At 60.8% G+C, this 15318-nt stretch carries 14 protein-coding genes, 1 pseudogene and 1 riboswitch; of the genes and pseudogenes, 6 read left to right on the top strand and 9 right to left on the bottom strand.

From position 1 onward, the window contains the following. Window positions 1-16: 16 nt before the first annotated feature. The 4 genes from AC19YY_RS00955 to AC19YY_RS00940 form a co-directional block, all read right to left on the bottom strand. On the bottom strand, window positions 17-1381 hold the full coding sequence (locus AC19YY_RS00955; protein WP_169956372.1) for a DUF1329 domain-containing protein: 1365 nt from the start codon (window positions 1379-1381) through the stop codon (window positions 17-19). A gap of 42 nt (window positions 1382-1423) precedes the next feature. Continuing rightward, window positions 1424-3295, bottom strand: a complete 1872-nt coding sequence (locus AC19YY_RS00950) for a DUF1302 domain-containing protein (protein WP_170041750.1) — start codon at window positions 3293-3295, stop codon at window positions 1424-1426. A gap of 335 nt (window positions 3296-3630) precedes the next feature. Next, on the bottom strand, window positions 3631-5313 hold the full coding sequence (locus AC19YY_RS00945; RefSeq protein ID WP_170056745.1) for a fatty acid--CoA ligase: 1683 nt from the start codon (window positions 5311-5313) through the stop codon (window positions 3631-3633). Between the two features lie 146 nt (window positions 5314-5459). Then, on the bottom strand, window positions 5460-6089 hold the full coding sequence (locus tag AC19YY_RS00940; RefSeq protein WP_169956378.1) for a LysE family translocator: 630 nt from the start codon (window positions 6087-6089) through the stop codon (window positions 5460-5462). Window positions 6090-6173: 84 nt separating this feature from the next. Here AC19YY_RS00940 and AC19YY_RS00935 point away from each other — a divergent pair, with 84 nt between their 5' ends. From AC19YY_RS00935 to AC19YY_RS00925, 3 genes are all read left to right on the top strand, one after another. Further along, window positions 6174-7139, top strand: coding sequence for a 2-hydroxyacid dehydrogenase (locus AC19YY_RS00935; RefSeq protein WP_492633704.1), 966 nt, complete (start codon window positions 6174-6176; stop codon window positions 7137-7139). Between the two features lie 31 nt (window positions 7140-7170). Continuing rightward, on the top strand, window positions 7171-8169 hold the full coding sequence (locus AC19YY_RS00930) for a methyltransferase (RefSeq protein ID WP_169956382.1): 999 nt from the start codon (window positions 7171-7173) through the stop codon (window positions 8167-8169). A gap of 50 nt (window positions 8170-8219) precedes the next feature. Further along, window positions 8220-8341: riboswitch (yybP-ykoY riboswitch) on the top strand. Between the two features lie 88 nt (window positions 8342-8429). After that, window positions 8430-9014 carry a TMEM165/GDT1 family protein gene (locus tag AC19YY_RS00925; RefSeq protein WP_057438151.1) on the top strand — a complete coding sequence of 195 codons (585 nt, stop codon included), beginning with the start codon at window positions 8430-8432 and terminating at the stop codon, window positions 9012-9014. Between the two features lie 126 nt (window positions 9015-9140). Here the strand turns inward: AC19YY_RS00925 and AC19YY_RS00920 are convergent, their stop codons facing one another. Then, complete coding sequence (locus AC19YY_RS00920) at window positions 9141-9959, bottom strand: M48 family metallopeptidase (RefSeq protein WP_169956384.1); 819 nt, start codon at window positions 9957-9959, stop codon at window positions 9141-9143. A gap of 218 nt (window positions 9960-10177) precedes the next feature. On the opposite strand from AC19YY_RS00920, the pseudogene AC19YY_RS00915 reads away from it, so the two are divergent. Then, window positions 10178-11461: pseudogene (locus AC19YY_RS00915) on the top strand (methyl-accepting chemotaxis protein); the annotation flags it as partial. A gap of 15 nt (window positions 11462-11476) precedes the next feature. Beyond that, window positions 11477-12319 carry a methyl-accepting chemotaxis protein gene (locus tag AC19YY_RS00910; protein WP_500603937.1) on the top strand — a complete coding sequence of 281 codons (843 nt, stop codon included), beginning with the start codon at window positions 11477-11479 and terminating at the stop codon, window positions 12317-12319. A gap of 130 nt (window positions 12320-12449) precedes the next feature. On the opposite strand, the gene AC19YY_RS00905 is transcribed toward AC19YY_RS00910, so the two are convergent. From AC19YY_RS00905 to AC19YY_RS00895, 3 genes are read right to left on the bottom strand one after another with little or no spacing between them, the layout of a single operon-like run. Beyond that, complete coding sequence (locus AC19YY_RS00905) at window positions 12450-13070, bottom strand: SOS response-associated peptidase (RefSeq protein WP_169956388.1); 621 nt, start codon at window positions 13068-13070, stop codon at window positions 12450-12452. 36 nt (window positions 13071-13106) lie between these two features. Then, window positions 13107-13367, bottom strand: a complete 261-nt coding sequence (locus AC19YY_RS00900) for a putative signal transducing protein (RefSeq protein ID WP_029297781.1) — start codon at window positions 13365-13367, stop codon at window positions 13107-13109. A gap of 13 nt (window positions 13368-13380) precedes the next feature. After that, complete coding sequence (locus AC19YY_RS00895) at window positions 13381-13563, bottom strand: CPXCG motif-containing cysteine-rich protein (RefSeq protein WP_029297780.1); 183 nt, start codon at window positions 13561-13563, stop codon at window positions 13381-13383. A 143-nt stretch (window positions 13564-13706) separates the two neighbouring features. Here AC19YY_RS00895 and AC19YY_RS00890 point away from each other — a divergent pair, with 143 nt between their 5' ends. Continuing rightward, window positions 13707-14870: a 1-acyl-sn-glycerol-3-phosphate acyltransferase gene (locus tag AC19YY_RS00890; RefSeq protein ID WP_169956393.1), complete on the top strand. Its 1164-nt coding sequence runs from the start codon at window positions 13707-13709 to the stop codon at window positions 14868-14870. 134 nt (window positions 14871-15004) lie between these two features. Here the strand turns inward: AC19YY_RS00890 and AC19YY_RS00885 are convergent, their stop codons facing one another. Then, window positions 15005-15262, bottom strand: coding sequence for a hypothetical protein (locus AC19YY_RS00885; protein ID WP_169956395.1), 258 nt, complete (start codon window positions 15260-15262; stop codon window positions 15005-15007). Between the last annotated feature and the right edge of the window lie 56 nt (window positions 15263-15318).

Raw genomic sequence — 15318 nt, 5'->3', positions numbered from 1 at the left:
ACGTGTTTACTGCACGTTAGCGGACACCGTCCTGGCGCAGGGCCGCCGGGGTGAAGTCTTTGGTGGTGGCGGTGAAGCCGAAGTCATAGGCCTTTTTCTCTTCGTTCTTCATGCCCAGTGCCAGGTAGCGGCCGGACTGCAGGTCGTAGAGGGTTTCCAGGGCGTACCACGGCACTTGCTTGTCGTAGTAGTTCTCGCCATGGGCTTCAGCCACGCGCCACAGCTGGCCACGACCGTCGTAGTGGTCGATCACCGCCGCTTGCCAGGTGTCTTCATCGATGTAGAAGTCACGTTTGGCATAGATATGGCGCTGGCCCTCCTTCAGGGTTGCAACCACGTGCCAGACGCGGCGCAGTTCATAGCGTGCCAGGTCCTGGTTGATGTGCCCGGCCTTGATGATGTCGGAGTACTTGAGCTTCGGATCGTCGAGCTTGTAGCTGTTGGACGCGATGTAGATTTCCTTCTTGCCTTCGAGCTTCCAGTCGTAGCGATCCGGCGCACCGTTGTACATGTCGAGGTTGTCGGAGGTACGCAGGCCATCGGCAGCGGTACCCGGCCCGTCATAGGACACTTGCGGCGCCCGGCGCACACGGCGCTGGCCGGCGTTGTAGACCCACGCCGCGCGCGGTTCCTTCACCTGGTCCAGGGTCTCGTGCACCAGCAATACACCACCGGCCAGGCGCGCCGGGGCGGTCACTTGCTGCTTGAAGTAGAACAGGATGTTGCCCGGGTTTTTCGGGTCGTAGTCCTTCATCTTGTCGCGGAACACGAACTGATCCTGGAAGTACACCAGGCTGTACGAGCCGTTGGCCTGTGGCGTGGCCTGGGTCACCAGGCGCGTGACGCTGCCGCCGCGATAACGGGTGATGTGGTTCCAGATCACCTCGACCCCGCTTTTCGGGATCGGGAACGGAATCGCGGTCTCGAAGTTTTCCAGGCCGTTACCGCCACCTACCAGGTTGGTGCTGGTGGCGTTTTTCTTGATGGCGGCGAACACTTCCGGCGGCACGGTGGCGCCGCGATGGGTGGTGTACACCGGCATCTTGAAGGTTTCGGGGTAGCGCTTGAACATCGCGTACTGCCCAGGGGCCAGCTTGTCTTTGTACTGCTCGACGTTTTGCGCGGTGATGGTGAACTGCGGCTGCTCGCTGGCATACGGGTTGGCCAGGAAGCCCTTGGCATCCACGGCGCCGGCGTTGGTCGGCAGGGCTTTCCAGGCCGGGATGGTGCCGGCAGCGTTGCCGGCCATTTCCGCGCCCATCGGGGTCAATGTGGTGCCCAGCTTGGCGGCTTCATCCGCCGAGACCGCCGCCATGACGCTGCTGGCCATGATCGACAGTCCCAGCACACCCACGTGCAACAGACTTTTGGTTATTTTCATGTTCTGGTCTTCCTGAAAATACTGACTGCTTAAAGAGTGTGCTTAGAAGTTCACGCCGGCGCTCAAGGCGACAAAATCGCGGTCATCCACCGTGCTGAAGTCGCCACCAAAGAAGTTGGTGTAGTTCAGGCTGACGGTGTAGGTGTTCTGGTATTCAGCATCCACACCCAGGCTGACGGCCTTGCGGCCCTCTTCAAAGTTGCCGCCAGGGCCTGGCGAGTAACCTTTGACGTCATGGGACCAGGCCACGCTTGGCTTGAGGTTGACACCGGCGAAGACGTCCGGGTATTCCCAGATCGCACGGGCGCGGTAACCCCAGGAAGTGGCGGTGGTGTAGCCGTCCTGGTTGCAATTGGTGTTCAAGCCGGCAGTACTGCCACCCAGCCCGGCACCAGCGGAGGTCGAAGCATTGAGACGGTTACAGAAACCGCCGGGCAAGCTGCCTGGCCCAAACACCGGGTCACGCCCATAACGCGCGTCAGACTTACTCTCAAGCCCCCCGACATGCGTCACACCAATCTCACCCACGGTCGTCAGGCGGCTTGCCCCCATGACCTGATCGAAGAAGTGCGTAAAGGTAGTTTGGAATTGGCTGACTTCTTTGCGGCGATAGCCATGCAAGTCCTGCCCAGGCTGCCCCTTGAGTACCGAGGCGTTGTTATACCCATTAACCCCAGTAACACCTGCAAACAGGATATCCGTGGTGTTGAGTTGTACAGGCGCATTCGGACGGTAGCTCAACTCACCACTCCACGCCGTGCCCGTAGGCAAGGTGGTGGAGAAACTCAAACCGTAGAGGCGAATGTCTTCCGGGTATTCAACAAAATAGTTGGAATTACCCGCGACAATAACCGGCGCCAGGCCGGCCAACGGGGCTGGAAGGTTATTGGCAAGGTTGAACACGCGCTGGGAGGCGCCCTGGCCACTGAAAATCGGCGCACGGCTGTGATAGTTCATGAAGTACGCACCGAACTCGGTATCCAGCGGTTCAAAGTTGTAGTGAAACGCAAAACCGAACTGCCCACTGTCACGTGCATCGCGGTCAGGTCCACGGGCGACTTTCACACCCTCTTCGTTCATGTCGACCCCTTGGGACGTCAGGAACGGGATCGCTGTTGCCGGGAATTGCGAACGCTTGTTCAGCACCCGCAGGTTGTCGTTGCAACCATCGGAAATAACATCCGGCTGCGAGAAAAAAGTCCCACAGTTGTCGGTAACCGTCTGGTCCCACTCCAACTGATAGAACGCTTCCGCCGACAGGTTATCGGTCAAGGATTGCGACACGTAGAACATGTTGACCGGAATCAGGCCTTCCTTGATCTCGGCACCCGGACGACGGAACGCAGACACGTCGATCGGGTTGATGGAGTTGATACCGCCACCGATGAAGGTACTTTCACCCCAGCTCACGACTTGCTTGCCAAAACGCACCGAACCCGGGGCATCGGCAATGGAGTAGTTGTGGTAGATGAACGCATCGAGGATCTGCCCGCCAGAAGACTTGGCGCCCTCTTTGCGATTGTGGTCGCTGATGTCCTTGAACTCGCGGCTTTCGTCCTTGAGTTCAAAGTCATACCAATACTTGCCACGCACAAACACACCGGTATCGCCGTACTTCAGTTCCAGGTCATGGATACCCTTGAAGATCTTCGAGAACGTCTCCCCACGCTTGAAGTTCAAGTGGCCGTCATCGGAGGTCTGCGACAGCCCCCTGCCGCCGTTGTTGGCACCGATCAGGTCCTTGTTGGGCTTGGACGTGCCCCAACTGGCCCCCACCGACAGGGACGAGTCGAAGCTGCCTTCGACCTCACCAATGTTGAAACTGACGCCGAATGCGGGCCCGGCGAGGGTCGAGGCAAGACTGACCGCCAGGGGCAATCTCGCCCGGCGCCAGAACTGATTTACTGAGGTCATCGACGCTACTCCATGTGCATTTTATTGTTATGGCAGTGAGCCTTTTCAAACACGCTTGTAACGGCCGGAATACAACGATTCCAATGCCAGACTGCCGCCGGACCACCCAGGACCGCAGCGCCGCATCCTTGAAAAACTCTGGGAGGGACTATAGCCAGCAGGGGGTAGCGCTTGATCCCTCTAAAGTGTGATTTGCATCACCAACCCGTCTGCGACAGCCCTTTCGCCATGTCAGCGAGGGCTGACGCGAAAGAGAATGGCTCAAATTACGCAAATAACAAGGCGAAGGCCTGTAATAGAGCATTGCCGTGCCCGGGCGGGCACGGCAGGAGGGGTCAGAGCGTGGAGAGGAAGGTGCTGTTATTGGCCTGCCATTCGATGATGTCGATCCGGATACGCTTCTTGTCCAGCTTGCCGACGCTGGTCTTGGGAATTTCCGTAACAATGGCAATCTGACTTGGAATCGCCCACTTGCTCAGGTGGCCCTGCTCGACATACGGCTTGAGGTGCTCCTTGAGTTCGCGCGCGCCAATCCCGTGGCCTTCGCGCACCACCAGCAGGGCAAACGGGCGCTCGCCCCACTGCGGGTCGGCAATCCCGACCACCGCTACTTCGCGTACCGCCGGGTGACGGCTGACCAGGTCTTCCAGCGCCAGGGACGAGATCCACTCGCCGCCGGTCTTGATCACGTCCTTGATACGGTCGCGAATATCGATCACGCCAAAGGCATCGAGGGTGGCCACGTCGCCGGTGTGCATCCAGCCGCCTTCCCAAAGCTCGGCGCCTTTGTGCGGCTCGTTGAAATAGCCTTCGCTGAGCCATGGCGCGCGCAGCACCAGTTCGCCTTGGGACTCGCCATCGGCCGGCAGGAAGTTACCGTTGCCGTCGATGATCGCGGCTTCCACCAACGGCCCCGGCACACCGGCCTTGATCCGGTAGGTGGTGCGTTCGTCTTCGCTGCCGGCCATCAGTTCTTCATTGAGGTGGGCACAGGACACCAGCGGTCCGGTCTCGGACATGCCGTAGGCCGCCGTCAGCTGGATGCCACGGGTCTTGGCCGCTTCGTACAGCGAACGGTTGAGGGCACTGCCGCCGATGACGATCTTCCAGCCGCCAAAATCCACACCCTGGGCGGCCTTGGCGTTGAGCAGCATCTGCAGGATGGTCGGCACGCAGTGGGAAAACGTGACCTTTTCCTTGCGCCACAACTCCACCAGGTATTCCGGATCGTAGCGGCCTGGATAAACCTGCTTCAGCCCGAGCATGGTCGCCACATACGGCAAGCCCCAGGCGTGCACGTGGAACATCGGCGTGATCGGCATGTACACATCGTTGGTGCCGAGCAGGCGCACACTGTCGACGCTGCCCATGATGGTCGCCACGCCGATGGTGTGCAGCACCAGTTGGCGGTGGGTGAAATACACACCCTTGGGGTTACCGGTGGTGCCAGTGGTATAGAAAGTGGTGGCCACCGAGTGCTCGTCGAAGTCCTCGAAGGTGTACTGGGTACTGGCAGCGGCCAACAGGGTTTCGTACTCGCCTACCAGGTTGGGCAGGTCAGCGGTTTTTTCGTCGCCATCGGTCAGCAACAGGGTCTTGTCGACGGTGGTCAACTGCCCGGCAATGGCCTGGTACAGGCCGACGAACTCGCTGTTGACCAGCACAAAGCGGTCTTCGGCGTGGTTCATCGTGTACAGGATCTGCTCTGGCGACAGGCGCACGTTGATGGTGTGAATCACCGCACCAATCATCGGGATGGCGAACATGCACTCCAGGTAACGGTGGCTGTCCCAGTCCATCACGGCCACGGTATCACCGGCCTTGACTCCCGCTGCGGTCAGCACATTGGCCAGGCGGGCGACACGTTCGGTCAGGGTTGGGTAGGTGTAGCGCAGTTTGTCGCGGTAGACGATTTCCCGGGTTTTCTCGTAGCGGGCGCCCGACATCAACAGGCGTTTGATCAACAGCGGGTATTGGTACGCGCCTTCGGCGGGCGGGATAACACGAGTCTGCAACATACGAATCCCTTTTTATGACTGCACGGTCTTGGCTAAAGGATTTGCACTGTAGAGACCTTGCACGCCGGCCAAATCAGCCGAAGGAATGATTTGCAGAATCGGATGAATGCTAGCTTTGCGCCAGCATTCATTCACGAATGACGCACTCAGCGGTCGGTGAAAGCCACTTTCACACCGATGGCAATCAGCACCACGCCCATGCTCCGATCAAACCAGTGGCCCATGCGCGCAAAGCCTGCGCGCACGCGCTGCTGGCTGAACAACATGGCCACCATGCAGAACCACAGGGCGGTGGCTACCGCCAGGTACAGGCCATAACCGGCCTGGATCGCCAGCGGCGTGTGGGGGTTGATCACCACGGTGAACAGCGACAGGAAAAACAGCGTGGCCTTGGGGTTCAGGCCATTGGTCACAAAGCCCGAGGTAAAGGCGCCGCGAGCGCTGCGCTCGCCCACTTCACGGTGCAGCTCTTCTGCACCGGCAGGCTTGGCCGGCTGCGCCCGCAGGGCTTTGAAGCCGATGTACAACAGGTAGGCCGCCGCCGCCCATTTCAAGGCGTTGAACAGCACGATGGACTGGGACACGATCAAGCCGATACCAAGCAGCGAGTAGCCAACGTGAAGAAAAATCGCCGAGCCGACGCCCAGCGCCGTCCAGGTACCGGCGCGCCGGCCATGGGTCACGCTCTCGCGTACCACCACGGCAAAGTCCGGCCCGGGACTGGCCACGGCCAGCAGGTGAATCAACGCCACGGTCAAAAACTCGGTGAGGTACATGCACACTCCAAGAAGTAACTGATTATTTCATCTGGTAGGCTCGGCAGATTACGCCTTCGAACTCTGTCGCAAAAGGTACAGTTGATGACGAACAATCGCCGCGCCGTCTTCCTTGATCATCCTTCCCTGGACCAGGGAGACCTCGACCTCAGCGAATTGCGCGAGACGTTCAGCGACTTGCAGCTGTGTGAGCAGACCTCGGCCGATCAGGTGGTCGAACGCCTGCAAGGTGCCCAGGTAGCGATCAGTAACAAGATCCTGCTCAACGCCCAGACTCTGGCCGCCTGCCCCGAGCTGAAGCTGATCCTGATCGCTGCTACCGGCACCAACAACGTCGACCTGGCCGCTGCCCGCGCCCGGGGCATTACCGTTAGTAACTGCCAGGGTTACGGCACGCCATCGGTGGCGCAACACACGATCATGCTGCTGCTCAACCTCGCCACACGCCTGAAGGACTATCAAAAAGACGTCGACGCCGGCCTGTGGCAGCAAGCCAAGCAGTTCTGCCTGCTGGATTATCCGATTGTCGAGCTGGAAGGCAAAACCCTGGGCTTGCTGGGCCATGGCGAGCTGGGCGGCGCCGTCGCGCGCCTGGCCCAAGCGTTTGGCATGCGCGTGCTACTGGGCGCTATCCCCGGCCGCCCGGCCCGTGCAGACCGGGTGCCGCTGGACGAACTGCTGCCGCAGATCGATGCGCTGACCCTGCATTGCCCACTCAACGAACACACGCGCCACGTTATCGGGGCCCGTGAGTTGGCGCTGCTCAAGCCGGGCGCGTTCGTGGTCAACACTGCGCGCGGCGGCCTGATCGATGAACAGGCCCTGGCAGACGCCTTGCGCGGCGGTCATCTGGGCGGGGCGGCCAGCGATGTGCTGAGCGTCGAACCGCCGACCACCGGCAACCCGCTGCTGGCCAGCGACATCCCACGGCTGATCATCACGCCACACAGTGCCTGGGGCAGCCGCGAAGCACGGCAACGGATCGTCGGCCAATTGACTGAAAACGCCCGGGGCTTTTTCAGCGGAGCACCGCAGCGCGTCGTCAGTTGATAAACTGCGCTCCTTTTTCAGGGAGCAGACCATGGATCCGCGCAGTGAAGTACTGCTTCGTCAGGCCGAACTTTTTCAAGGCAACGTGTTGCTGGCCGGCCTGCCCGCCGATGACCTGCTGGGCCGCCTGCCCAATGCCCATGGCTGGTGCTGGCATGCGGGCGACCAGGCAGCGCTGGATGCGCGGTTTGCCGAGCGCAGCCATTTCGGGGTCGATGTGCCGCAACGCGCATTCGACACGGCGGTGGTGTTCCTGCCCAAGTCCAAGGATCTGGCCGACTACATCCTCAAGGCCGTCGCGGCACGGCTGCCGGGCGCCGAGCTGTACCTGGTGGGTGAAAAACGCGGCGGCATCGAAAGCGCCGCCAAGCAACTGAACGCCTTCGGCAAACCACGCAAGCTCGACAACGCACGGCACTGCCAGCTGTGGCTGGCCACCGTGGCCGATGCTCCGGCGGCGCCGGAACTGGCGAGCCTGGCCCAGGTGTTTGAAGTGCCACTGGCCGACGGACCGCTCAAGGTCGTCAGCCTGCCGGGCGTGTTCAGCCATGGCCGCCTGGATCGCGGTACCGCGCTGTTGCTGGAACACCTGGACAAACTGCCCAGCGGTCATCTGCTGGACTTCGGCTGTGGCGCCGGCGTGTTGGGCGCGGCGGTCAAGCGGCGCTACCCGCACAACACCGTGACCCTGCTTGATGTGGACGCCTTTGCTACCGCCAGCAGTCGCCTGACCCTGGAGGCCAATGGCCTGGAAGGCGAAGTGCTGACCGGTGATGGCATCGACGCCGCGCCCATGGGCCTGGATGCGATTCTGAGTAACCCGCCGTTCCATGTCGGGGTACACACGGATTATTTCGCCACGGAAAACCTGCTGCGAAAAGCCCGCCAACATCTGAAAAACGGCGGCGAACTTCGGCTAGTCGCCAATAGCTTCCTGAAGTATCAACCGCTGATCGAAGAGCACCTGGGCGTGTGCGCAGTCAAGGCCGAGGGCCAGGGTTTTCGCATCTATCGGGCCAAGCGCGGCTGACGGGCGTTTGAAAAAGAAGGCTTGCCGAATGGATTTTGCCAAGGCAGAATCCGCTCCGTCCTAGGGGAGTAGTCTCCCACGAGCAACATGCTCGTCCGGCATACGTCAACATACTTGGTCAGCAGACCATGGCGTATGCGACCCAGGAGTCCGCACAGACGGACCTGGGTTTGACAAGACCTATGACACGCACACCTTACCCGGGGCGGGAAGGCTGTACGTGTCATAGCCGTGTCGACCCGCCCCTGGAAACCTACCTGATGCTGGATTCACTTCTCGTTCCTACCGCAATCGTTGCCTTGGCCGAAATCGGCGACAAGACGCAATTGCTCGCGCTCATCCTCGCCGCACGCTTTCGCAAACCCTGGCCAATCATCGCCGGCATCATCGCCGCGACCCTGGCCAACCACGCCGCTGCCGGTGCCGTGGGTGCCTGGTTTGGCAGTTTCTTCTCGGATGCGGTGCTGCACTGGATCCTCGCCGCGAGCTTCTGCGCCACGGCCCTGTGGACCCTGGTGCCAGACAAGCTCGACGATGATGAAGCCAGCACCTCGCGCAAGTTCGGGCCGTTCCTGACCACCCTGATTGCGTTCTTTATCGCTGAAATCGGTGACAAGACGCAGATCGCCACGGTGATGCTGGCGGCGCAATACCCCGAGTTGTGGCTGGTAATCATCGGCACCACCCTGGGCATGTTGATTGCCAACGTACCGGTGGTTCTGGCGGGGAATTTCGCGGCGGAGAAACTGCCGTTGACCTTGATTCGGCGCCTGGCGGCTTCGGCGTTCTTCATCCTGGCGTTGGTGGCGGTGTACAAGGCCATGCAAAGCAGCGGCTGGTTGTAACCCTTTACAAATGTGGGAGCTGGCTTGCCTGCGATAGCGCTGTATCAGTCACGTATTAATTAACTGAACCACCGCTATCGCGAGCAAGCCCGCTCCCACTTTTGGACCTTCACAAGGCCTGGATTATCAGGACTTCTTGGCCTGCTGGTACAGCGGCATCACCTTGGGAATCGCCGCCTGCAACGAGGCGATCCGGCTGCTGGAGGCCGGGTGGGTGCTCATGAATTCAGGCGGTGCGCCTTCGGAAGCCTTGGCCATTTTGTTCCACAGCGTGATCGCCGCGTTCGGGTCGTAACCGGCGCGGGCCGAGAGCTCCAGGCCGATCAGGTCGGCTTCGTTCTCATTGCTGCGGCTGTTAGGCAAGGTCATGCCGTAGTTGGCCACGGTGTCGGCCAGCGCCATGCTGTCCTGGCCCAGGCCCAACAATGCGCCAGCGCCCTGCTTGGCCATTTCGATGCCGTAAGCCTTGGACATGGCTTCGCGGCCATGCTCACGCAGGGCGTGGGCAATTTCATGGCCCATGACCGCCGCCAGCTCGTCATCGGTCAACTTGAGCGTGTCGATCAAGCCACTGTAGACAAAGATCTTGCCGCCAGGCCCACAGTTGGCGTTCATCTCGTCGCTCTTGATCAGGTTCACTTCCCACTTCCACTGCGCCGCATCCGGACGGAAGGTGGGGGCCTGGGCGATCAGGCGCTTGGCAATGGCCTGCACACGCTTGGCGTTGGCACTGGTCTTGTCTACCAGGCCCTTGCCACTGGCTTCGCCCAGGGTCTGCTGGTACGACTGCGCGTACATCTGGTCGACTTCCTGGCTCGACAGCATGCTGAACATGTACTGCTTGCGTTCCACACCCACGGCACCGCCGCTGGTGGTGTTGACCGACTGGCAACCGGCGAGCAGCAAGGCTGCGCTCAATGCCGTTACCGCCAATGATTTTTTCATGCACATTCTCCCTGAAAACATGGCGCGTATCGTAGGCCCTCTCATGTATCGGCGCCAGATACACCTGACGCTTAACCGCTAATTTCAGAGACCACCGACGCCCACGACCATTCTATAAACGACATGCCTGGTTCTTTTGCAGGGCAGCGCCTCATGTCTGCGTGGCCTGTGGCCGATACACAAAGGCAGATCATGCCCACCAAGCGCCCGGAGCCTTCATGAAATTCAAGTCGATTCAGTTTTCTGTCGCGGCGTTGGCCGGGGCCATTGTCCTGAGTGTCGTGGCGGCCCTGGTGCTATACGCGCTGTTCGCCGGCGCACGGACCCAAGAGATGGTGCAGGACCGCACCCAGGCGCAATTCGAGCAAATCATCGAGCAACGTCTTACGGCGTTGGCGCAAACCCAGGCCACGCTGATCCAGCGCGAGCTGGAAGCGCCGCTGGTGACCGCCAAAGGCCTGGCCACCACCAATGCGCTGATGGGCATGAAGGACGCAAACGGCGCGGCCCCGCTGCAGGTCAGCCGTGAACAACTGATCAACCTGCTGCACGAAACGGTGGTACGCAACCCGAAAATCCTCGGTTCCTATATCGCCTGGGAACCCAACGCCATCGACCACAATGACGCCAACTACCTGAACACCGCCGTCGTCGGCGTAGAACCTGCCAACGGGCGCTTCATGCCCTGGTGGTTCCGCAATCAGGATGGCAGCCTGGGCCTGGAAAAACTCGCCGACCTGACCGACCAGAAAATCCTCGCCACCGGCATTCGCGCCAGCGAGTACTACCTCTGCTCCAAGGAAACCCAGAAGCCCTGCGCCATCGACCCGGCGCCCTATCGCGTGGGCAACACCACGGTGATGCTGGCCTCGTTTATCGAACCGATCATGATCGACGGCGCGTTTCAGGGCATTGTCGGCGCCGACCTGTCGGTCAATTTCATCCAGGAAATGCTCACCGCCGCCGACCAGAAGCTTTACAACGGCGCTGGCGAAATGGCGCTGATTTCCAGCAACGGCCGCCTGGTGGCCTACACCAAGGACCCCAGCAAACTGGGGGAAAAGGCCAGCGACCTGCTCGACCAGAATGAACTGGAGAACCTCGGCCAGTTGAAGGTCGGTGACGTGCGTTACGACATCGACCAGGCAAACGGGCATATCGAGTTGTTCCTGCCCTTCAATATCGGCCAGACCGATGCGCGCTGGACCCTGATGCTGCAACTGCCCCTGGGCGCGGTAATGGCCGACCTGCACACCCTGCAAGGCGACCTGGATGCCCAGCGCAAGACCGATATCTTCGGCATGACCATGGTCGGCCTGCTGATTGCCGGCATCGGCCTGCTGGTGATCTGGCTGGTGGGCCACGGCATTGCCCGCCCACTCAAGCAAATGGTGGCGATGCTCAATGACATCGCCCAGGGCGAAGGCGACCTGACGCGTCGCCTGACCAGTGACCGCGCCGATGAACTGGGCGCGATTGCCGCCGGCTTCAATACCTTCCTGATCAAGCTGCAGGGCATGATTAGCCAGGTGGTCAGCTCGGTACAGAAGGTCAGCGACTCGTCGGAACACACCGCCGACATTGCCATCCGCACCAACCAGGGCGTGCACAAGCAAATGGTCGAGATCGACCAGGTCGCCACGGCCGTGCACGAAATGACCGCCACCGCCCAGGACGTGGCGCGTAATGCCACCCAGGCCGCCCAGGCCGCCACCCATGCCGACCAGGCTGCAAGCCAGGGCATGCAGATCGTGCGCGACACCTCCACCTCCATCGGTGCCCTGGCCCTGGAGATCGGCAAGGCGGTGACAGTAGTCCAGGCCCTGGCCAAGGACAGCGAGAACATCAACGCGATCCTGATTGCCATTCGCGGCATTGCCGAGCAAACCAACCTGCTGGCCCTCAACGCCGCCATCGAAGCCGCCCGGGCCGGCGAACAGGGCCGAGGTTTTGCGGTGGTGGCCGACGAAGTACGCAACCTGGCGCAGAAAACCCAGAAGGCCACCGAAGAAATCCAGGCCATGATCCAGCAATTGCAGCAAGGCACGCGGGATGTGGTGCAGGTCATGGAAGACAGCCAGCAGCGCACCGATGAAAGCGTGCAACACGCCGCCAAGGCCGCGCAGGCCCTGGAGACCATCACCCAGGCCGTGTCGGTGATCAATGACATGAATACGCAGATTGCCAGTGCGGCGGAGGAACAGAGCGCGGTGGCCGAGGACATCAACCGCAATGTGATCAATATTGGCCAGGTGGCCAATGAGGTGGCGGGCGGGGCGGATGAGTCCAGTGCCGCCAGTGCGGGGCTGACCCAGTTGGCGGAGCAGCAGCGGCGGCTGATCAATCAGTTCAAGGTCTGAAGGTTTCAGTGGCGTTTGGGGCCGTATCGCAGGCAAGCCAGCTCCCACATTTGAAGGTATTCACAAATCAAAATGTGGGGGCTGGCTTGCCTGCGATGGCGCCAGCGAATCCCCCACACAACTCCCAGTCTCAACCCGGGGTCAAACACTCCGGCCCATTGAGCTTCGGATCATTGACCATGTTAGCCAGCACCCGCTCACGCAACGCCGCCGGCTCGCTGGCCAGCAAGCCCTGCAACACATGCAACGGCGTCTCGGGATCCAGCCAGGCCGCTTGCCCCGCCGCGTCCAGAATCAACGGCCGGCGCTGGCTCTGCGCCGCCTGGGTCACCACCGCCGCGCTCAGCCACACTTGCTCCTGCACCGGGTAGGCCTCCCAGATCGCTGCGAAAAACAGGGTCGAGCCCTCCCCCGGCGTGAGCCAGTACGGCCGCTTGCGCTGGGTGCCGCGCCATTCATAAAAGCCATTGGCTGGCAGCAGGCACCGGCGCAGGCGAAAGGCCTCGCGAAACATCGGCTGTTCGGCCAGGGTTTCGGCGCGGGCGTGGGCCGGCGTGCGGGACAGATCGGTCAGCCACGGCGGCGTCAGTCCCCAACGTGCCCGCGCCAGGGTGCGCTGGCCATCGGTGGCGCGCTGGATCAGCACTGAATCATTGGGGGAGATATTCCACTGGGCCTGTTGATCCGCCGGGAACCCCGGCAAGGCAGCAAAGGCGGGATTCCAGCGAAACAGGGCATAACGTCCACACATGGGGCAACACGACTCTTGGGTAAACCGGCCGACAGCCTAACAGACCAGCACGTCGGGGTAGCTGTCGGGTTCATCGCCGGGCAGCGGTTGCGCACCGATATAGGCGGTGATCAACTCGCGGGCGTAGGTGGCCTGGTCGTTCTCCACCTCCAGGCCCAACAGGCCGAAGATCGGCAGTTCACCCGTTCCACCGAGCAGATGGCGCCCCACCAGATGGGCGTCGATGCCTTCGCTGGCGAGCATTTGTTGCAGCAACTCGCCTTCCATCAGGTTTTCCGGCTCGTAGATTCGTTGCATGGCCGCCCCCCCTTTATTCATTCTCGCTGCGCACTTCGAGCATCCATTCATCGCCGTGGACCTGCAGGTCGAAAATGATCGGCCGACAGCACACCTGGCAGTCTTCTATATAGTTCTGGTCGCCACCGGACAAATCCACGCTTGTCTCGATCCGTTCACCACAATAAGGACAATCGTACAGCGCACTTTCGAGCATCGCGGTCTCCCAGGTGACTTGTGCGTATAATCGCCGGTCTATTTGCAGGGCTTTTTCGTTTGATGCCATTTGTTCAGACCTCGCCCTGTCACTTATCGATCCAAACCTTTACTTACCCTAGCCGTTTCTAACAAGAGAGCATGATGGGCGAATTCGATACCATCCGACCTTACAACGACAGCGAAGTCCCGGCAGTGCTGGCCCGGCTGTTCAGTGACAAGGCCTTTCTGGACATCCTGACCCACTTTCGCTTCCCGCGCTTTGCCGGCGCCTTTGGCTGGCTGCTCAAGCCGCTGATCGCCCAGAAGCTGCGCCGTGAGTTCGCCGGTGTCACCACCGTCGCCACCTTGCAGGACAAAGTCGAGTTTTACGTCGACCACACCATTGATCGGGCGACCGACGGCGTCACCTATACCGGGGTCGAGCAGCTCAAGTCCGGCACGGCCTATGTTTTCCTGGCCAACCACCGCGATATCGTGATGGACCCGGCCTTCGTCAACTACGCGGTGTACCACGCCGGCCTGCCAACACCGCGGATAGCCATCGGTGACAACCTGCTGCAAAAGCCGTTTGTCAGCGACCTGATGCGCCTGAACAAAAGTTTTATCGTGCATCGCTCCATCACCGGGCGACGCGAGAAGATGGCGGCGTATCAGCTGCTGTCGGCCTACATCAACCATTCGATCCGCAATGACTGCCAGTCGATCTGGATCGCCCAGGCCGAAGGCCGCGCCAAGGATGGGGATGATCGCACCGAGTCGGCGATCCTCAAGATGTTCCATATGAGCCGCAAGGAAGAGCCGTTCGCCGACGTCATCCTGTCGCTGAACCTGACCCCTGTGTCCATCAGCTACGAATACGACCCGTGCGACGCGGCCAAGGCTCGCGAGCTGTATATCCGCGCCACCACCGGCACCTACACCAAGGCGCCCGGTGAAGATGACGTGAGCATTGCCCTGGGCATCACCGGTTACAAGGGCCGGGTCCATATCAACTTTGCGCCACCGATTACCGAACGTTTTGAAGACACCAAGCTGTTGGCCACCGAGATGGACCGGCAGATTCTCGGCGGGTATCGGTTGTTCCCGGTGCATTACCTGGCATACGCACAGTGGAGCGACGCCGACCCGCAATTGCAGGTGCCGACGGCTGCCGAGGTGTTCCCGGCGGATGAGTTGGCCAAGGCGAAAGCGGAGTGGGAGCGACGACTGAATGCCTGCCCGGCGGAGCACCGACCGTACCTGGTGCTGCAATATGCGACGCCGGTGCGTAATCAGTATCGGGTCAAGGCCGGGATCCCCCTGTAACCCACCAGCTTGAATAACACACAACACAACGTGGGAGCGGGCTTGCCCGCGATAGCGGTGGGTCAGTTGATAACTATTTGACTGACCCACCGCTATCGCGGGCAAGCCCGCTCCCACATTGGTTTTGGGTATTTTTACAATTGAGTGCTGAGCCAAGAGACGACAAGCGCCAGCCCGATACAGGCAAACCCTAGGCGGTAGCCAAGGCGATGACTGCGCTCGGTACGCACATCCAGGAACAACATCGGTTGATCAATCGCTCGATCTTCACTTTGCGCGGTGAGTCGAGCCATCGCCCGCTGCTCGCGCAGGCGGGTCACAAACAACAGCCCGGCGCCTGGGCAGGCGATCAACAAGGCAGCGGTATTTAGCAATAATGCCGGCAGCGACATCAAAAACCTCGGTGTAACAGTGACCAGGTATCCATTCAGATACAAACCTGAACGAA

The organism is Pseudomonas sp. MF09156, assembly GCF_059862305.1.
The sequence above is the reverse complement of the archived record's forward strand: the minus strand, read 5'-3'. Positions and strand labels throughout refer to the sequence as shown.

Coding starts and splice junctions, on each gene's coding strand:
- AC19YY_RS00920 (WP_169956384.1), bottom strand. CDS start 9,959: ATGAAAAAATCATTGGCGGTAACGGCATTGAGCGCAGCCTTGCTGCTC.
- AC19YY_RS00935 (WP_492633704.1), top strand. CDS start 6,174: ATGACGAACAATCGCCGCGCCGTCTTCCTTGATCATCCTTCCCTGGAC.
- AC19YY_RS00905 (WP_169956388.1), bottom strand. CDS start 13,070: ATGTGTGGACGTTATGCCCTGTTTCGCTGGAATCCCGCCTTTGCTGCC.
- AC19YY_RS00910 (WP_500603937.1), top strand. CDS start 11,477: ATGATTAGCCAGGTGGTCAGCTCGGTACAGAAGGTCAGCGACTCGTCG.
- AC19YY_RS00895 (WP_029297780.1), bottom strand. CDS start 13,563: ATGCTCGAAAGTGCGCTGTACGATTGTCCTTATTGTGGTGAACGGATC.
- AC19YY_RS00900 (WP_029297781.1), bottom strand. CDS start 13,367: ATGCAACGAATCTACGAGCCGGAAAACCTGATGGAAGGCGAGTTGCTG.
- AC19YY_RS00885 (WP_169956395.1), bottom strand. CDS start 15,262: ATGTCGCTGCCGGCATTATTGCTAAATACCGCTGCCTTGTTGATCGCC.
- AC19YY_RS00945 (WP_170056745.1), bottom strand. CDS start 5,313: ATGTTGCAGACTCGTGTTATCCCGCCCGCCGAAGGCGCGTACCAATAC.
- AC19YY_RS00955 (WP_169956372.1), bottom strand. CDS start 1,381: ATGAAAATAACCAAAAGTCTGTTGCACGTGGGTGTGCTGGGACTGTCG.
- AC19YY_RS00950 (WP_170041750.1), bottom strand. CDS start 3,295: ATGACCTCAGTAAATCAGTTCTGGCGCCGGGCGAGATTGCCCCTGGCG.
- AC19YY_RS00940 (WP_169956378.1), bottom strand. CDS start 6,089: ATGTACCTCACCGAGTTTTTGACCGTGGCGTTGATTCACCTGCTGGCC.
- AC19YY_RS00890 (WP_169956393.1), top strand. CDS start 13,707: ATGGGCGAATTCGATACCATCCGACCTTACAACGACAGCGAAGTCCCG.
- AC19YY_RS00930 (WP_169956382.1), top strand. CDS start 7,171: ATGGATCCGCGCAGTGAAGTACTGCTTCGTCAGGCCGAACTTTTTCAA.
- AC19YY_RS00925 (WP_057438151.1), top strand. CDS start 8,430: ATGCTGGATTCACTTCTCGTTCCTACCGCAATCGTTGCCTTGGCCGAA.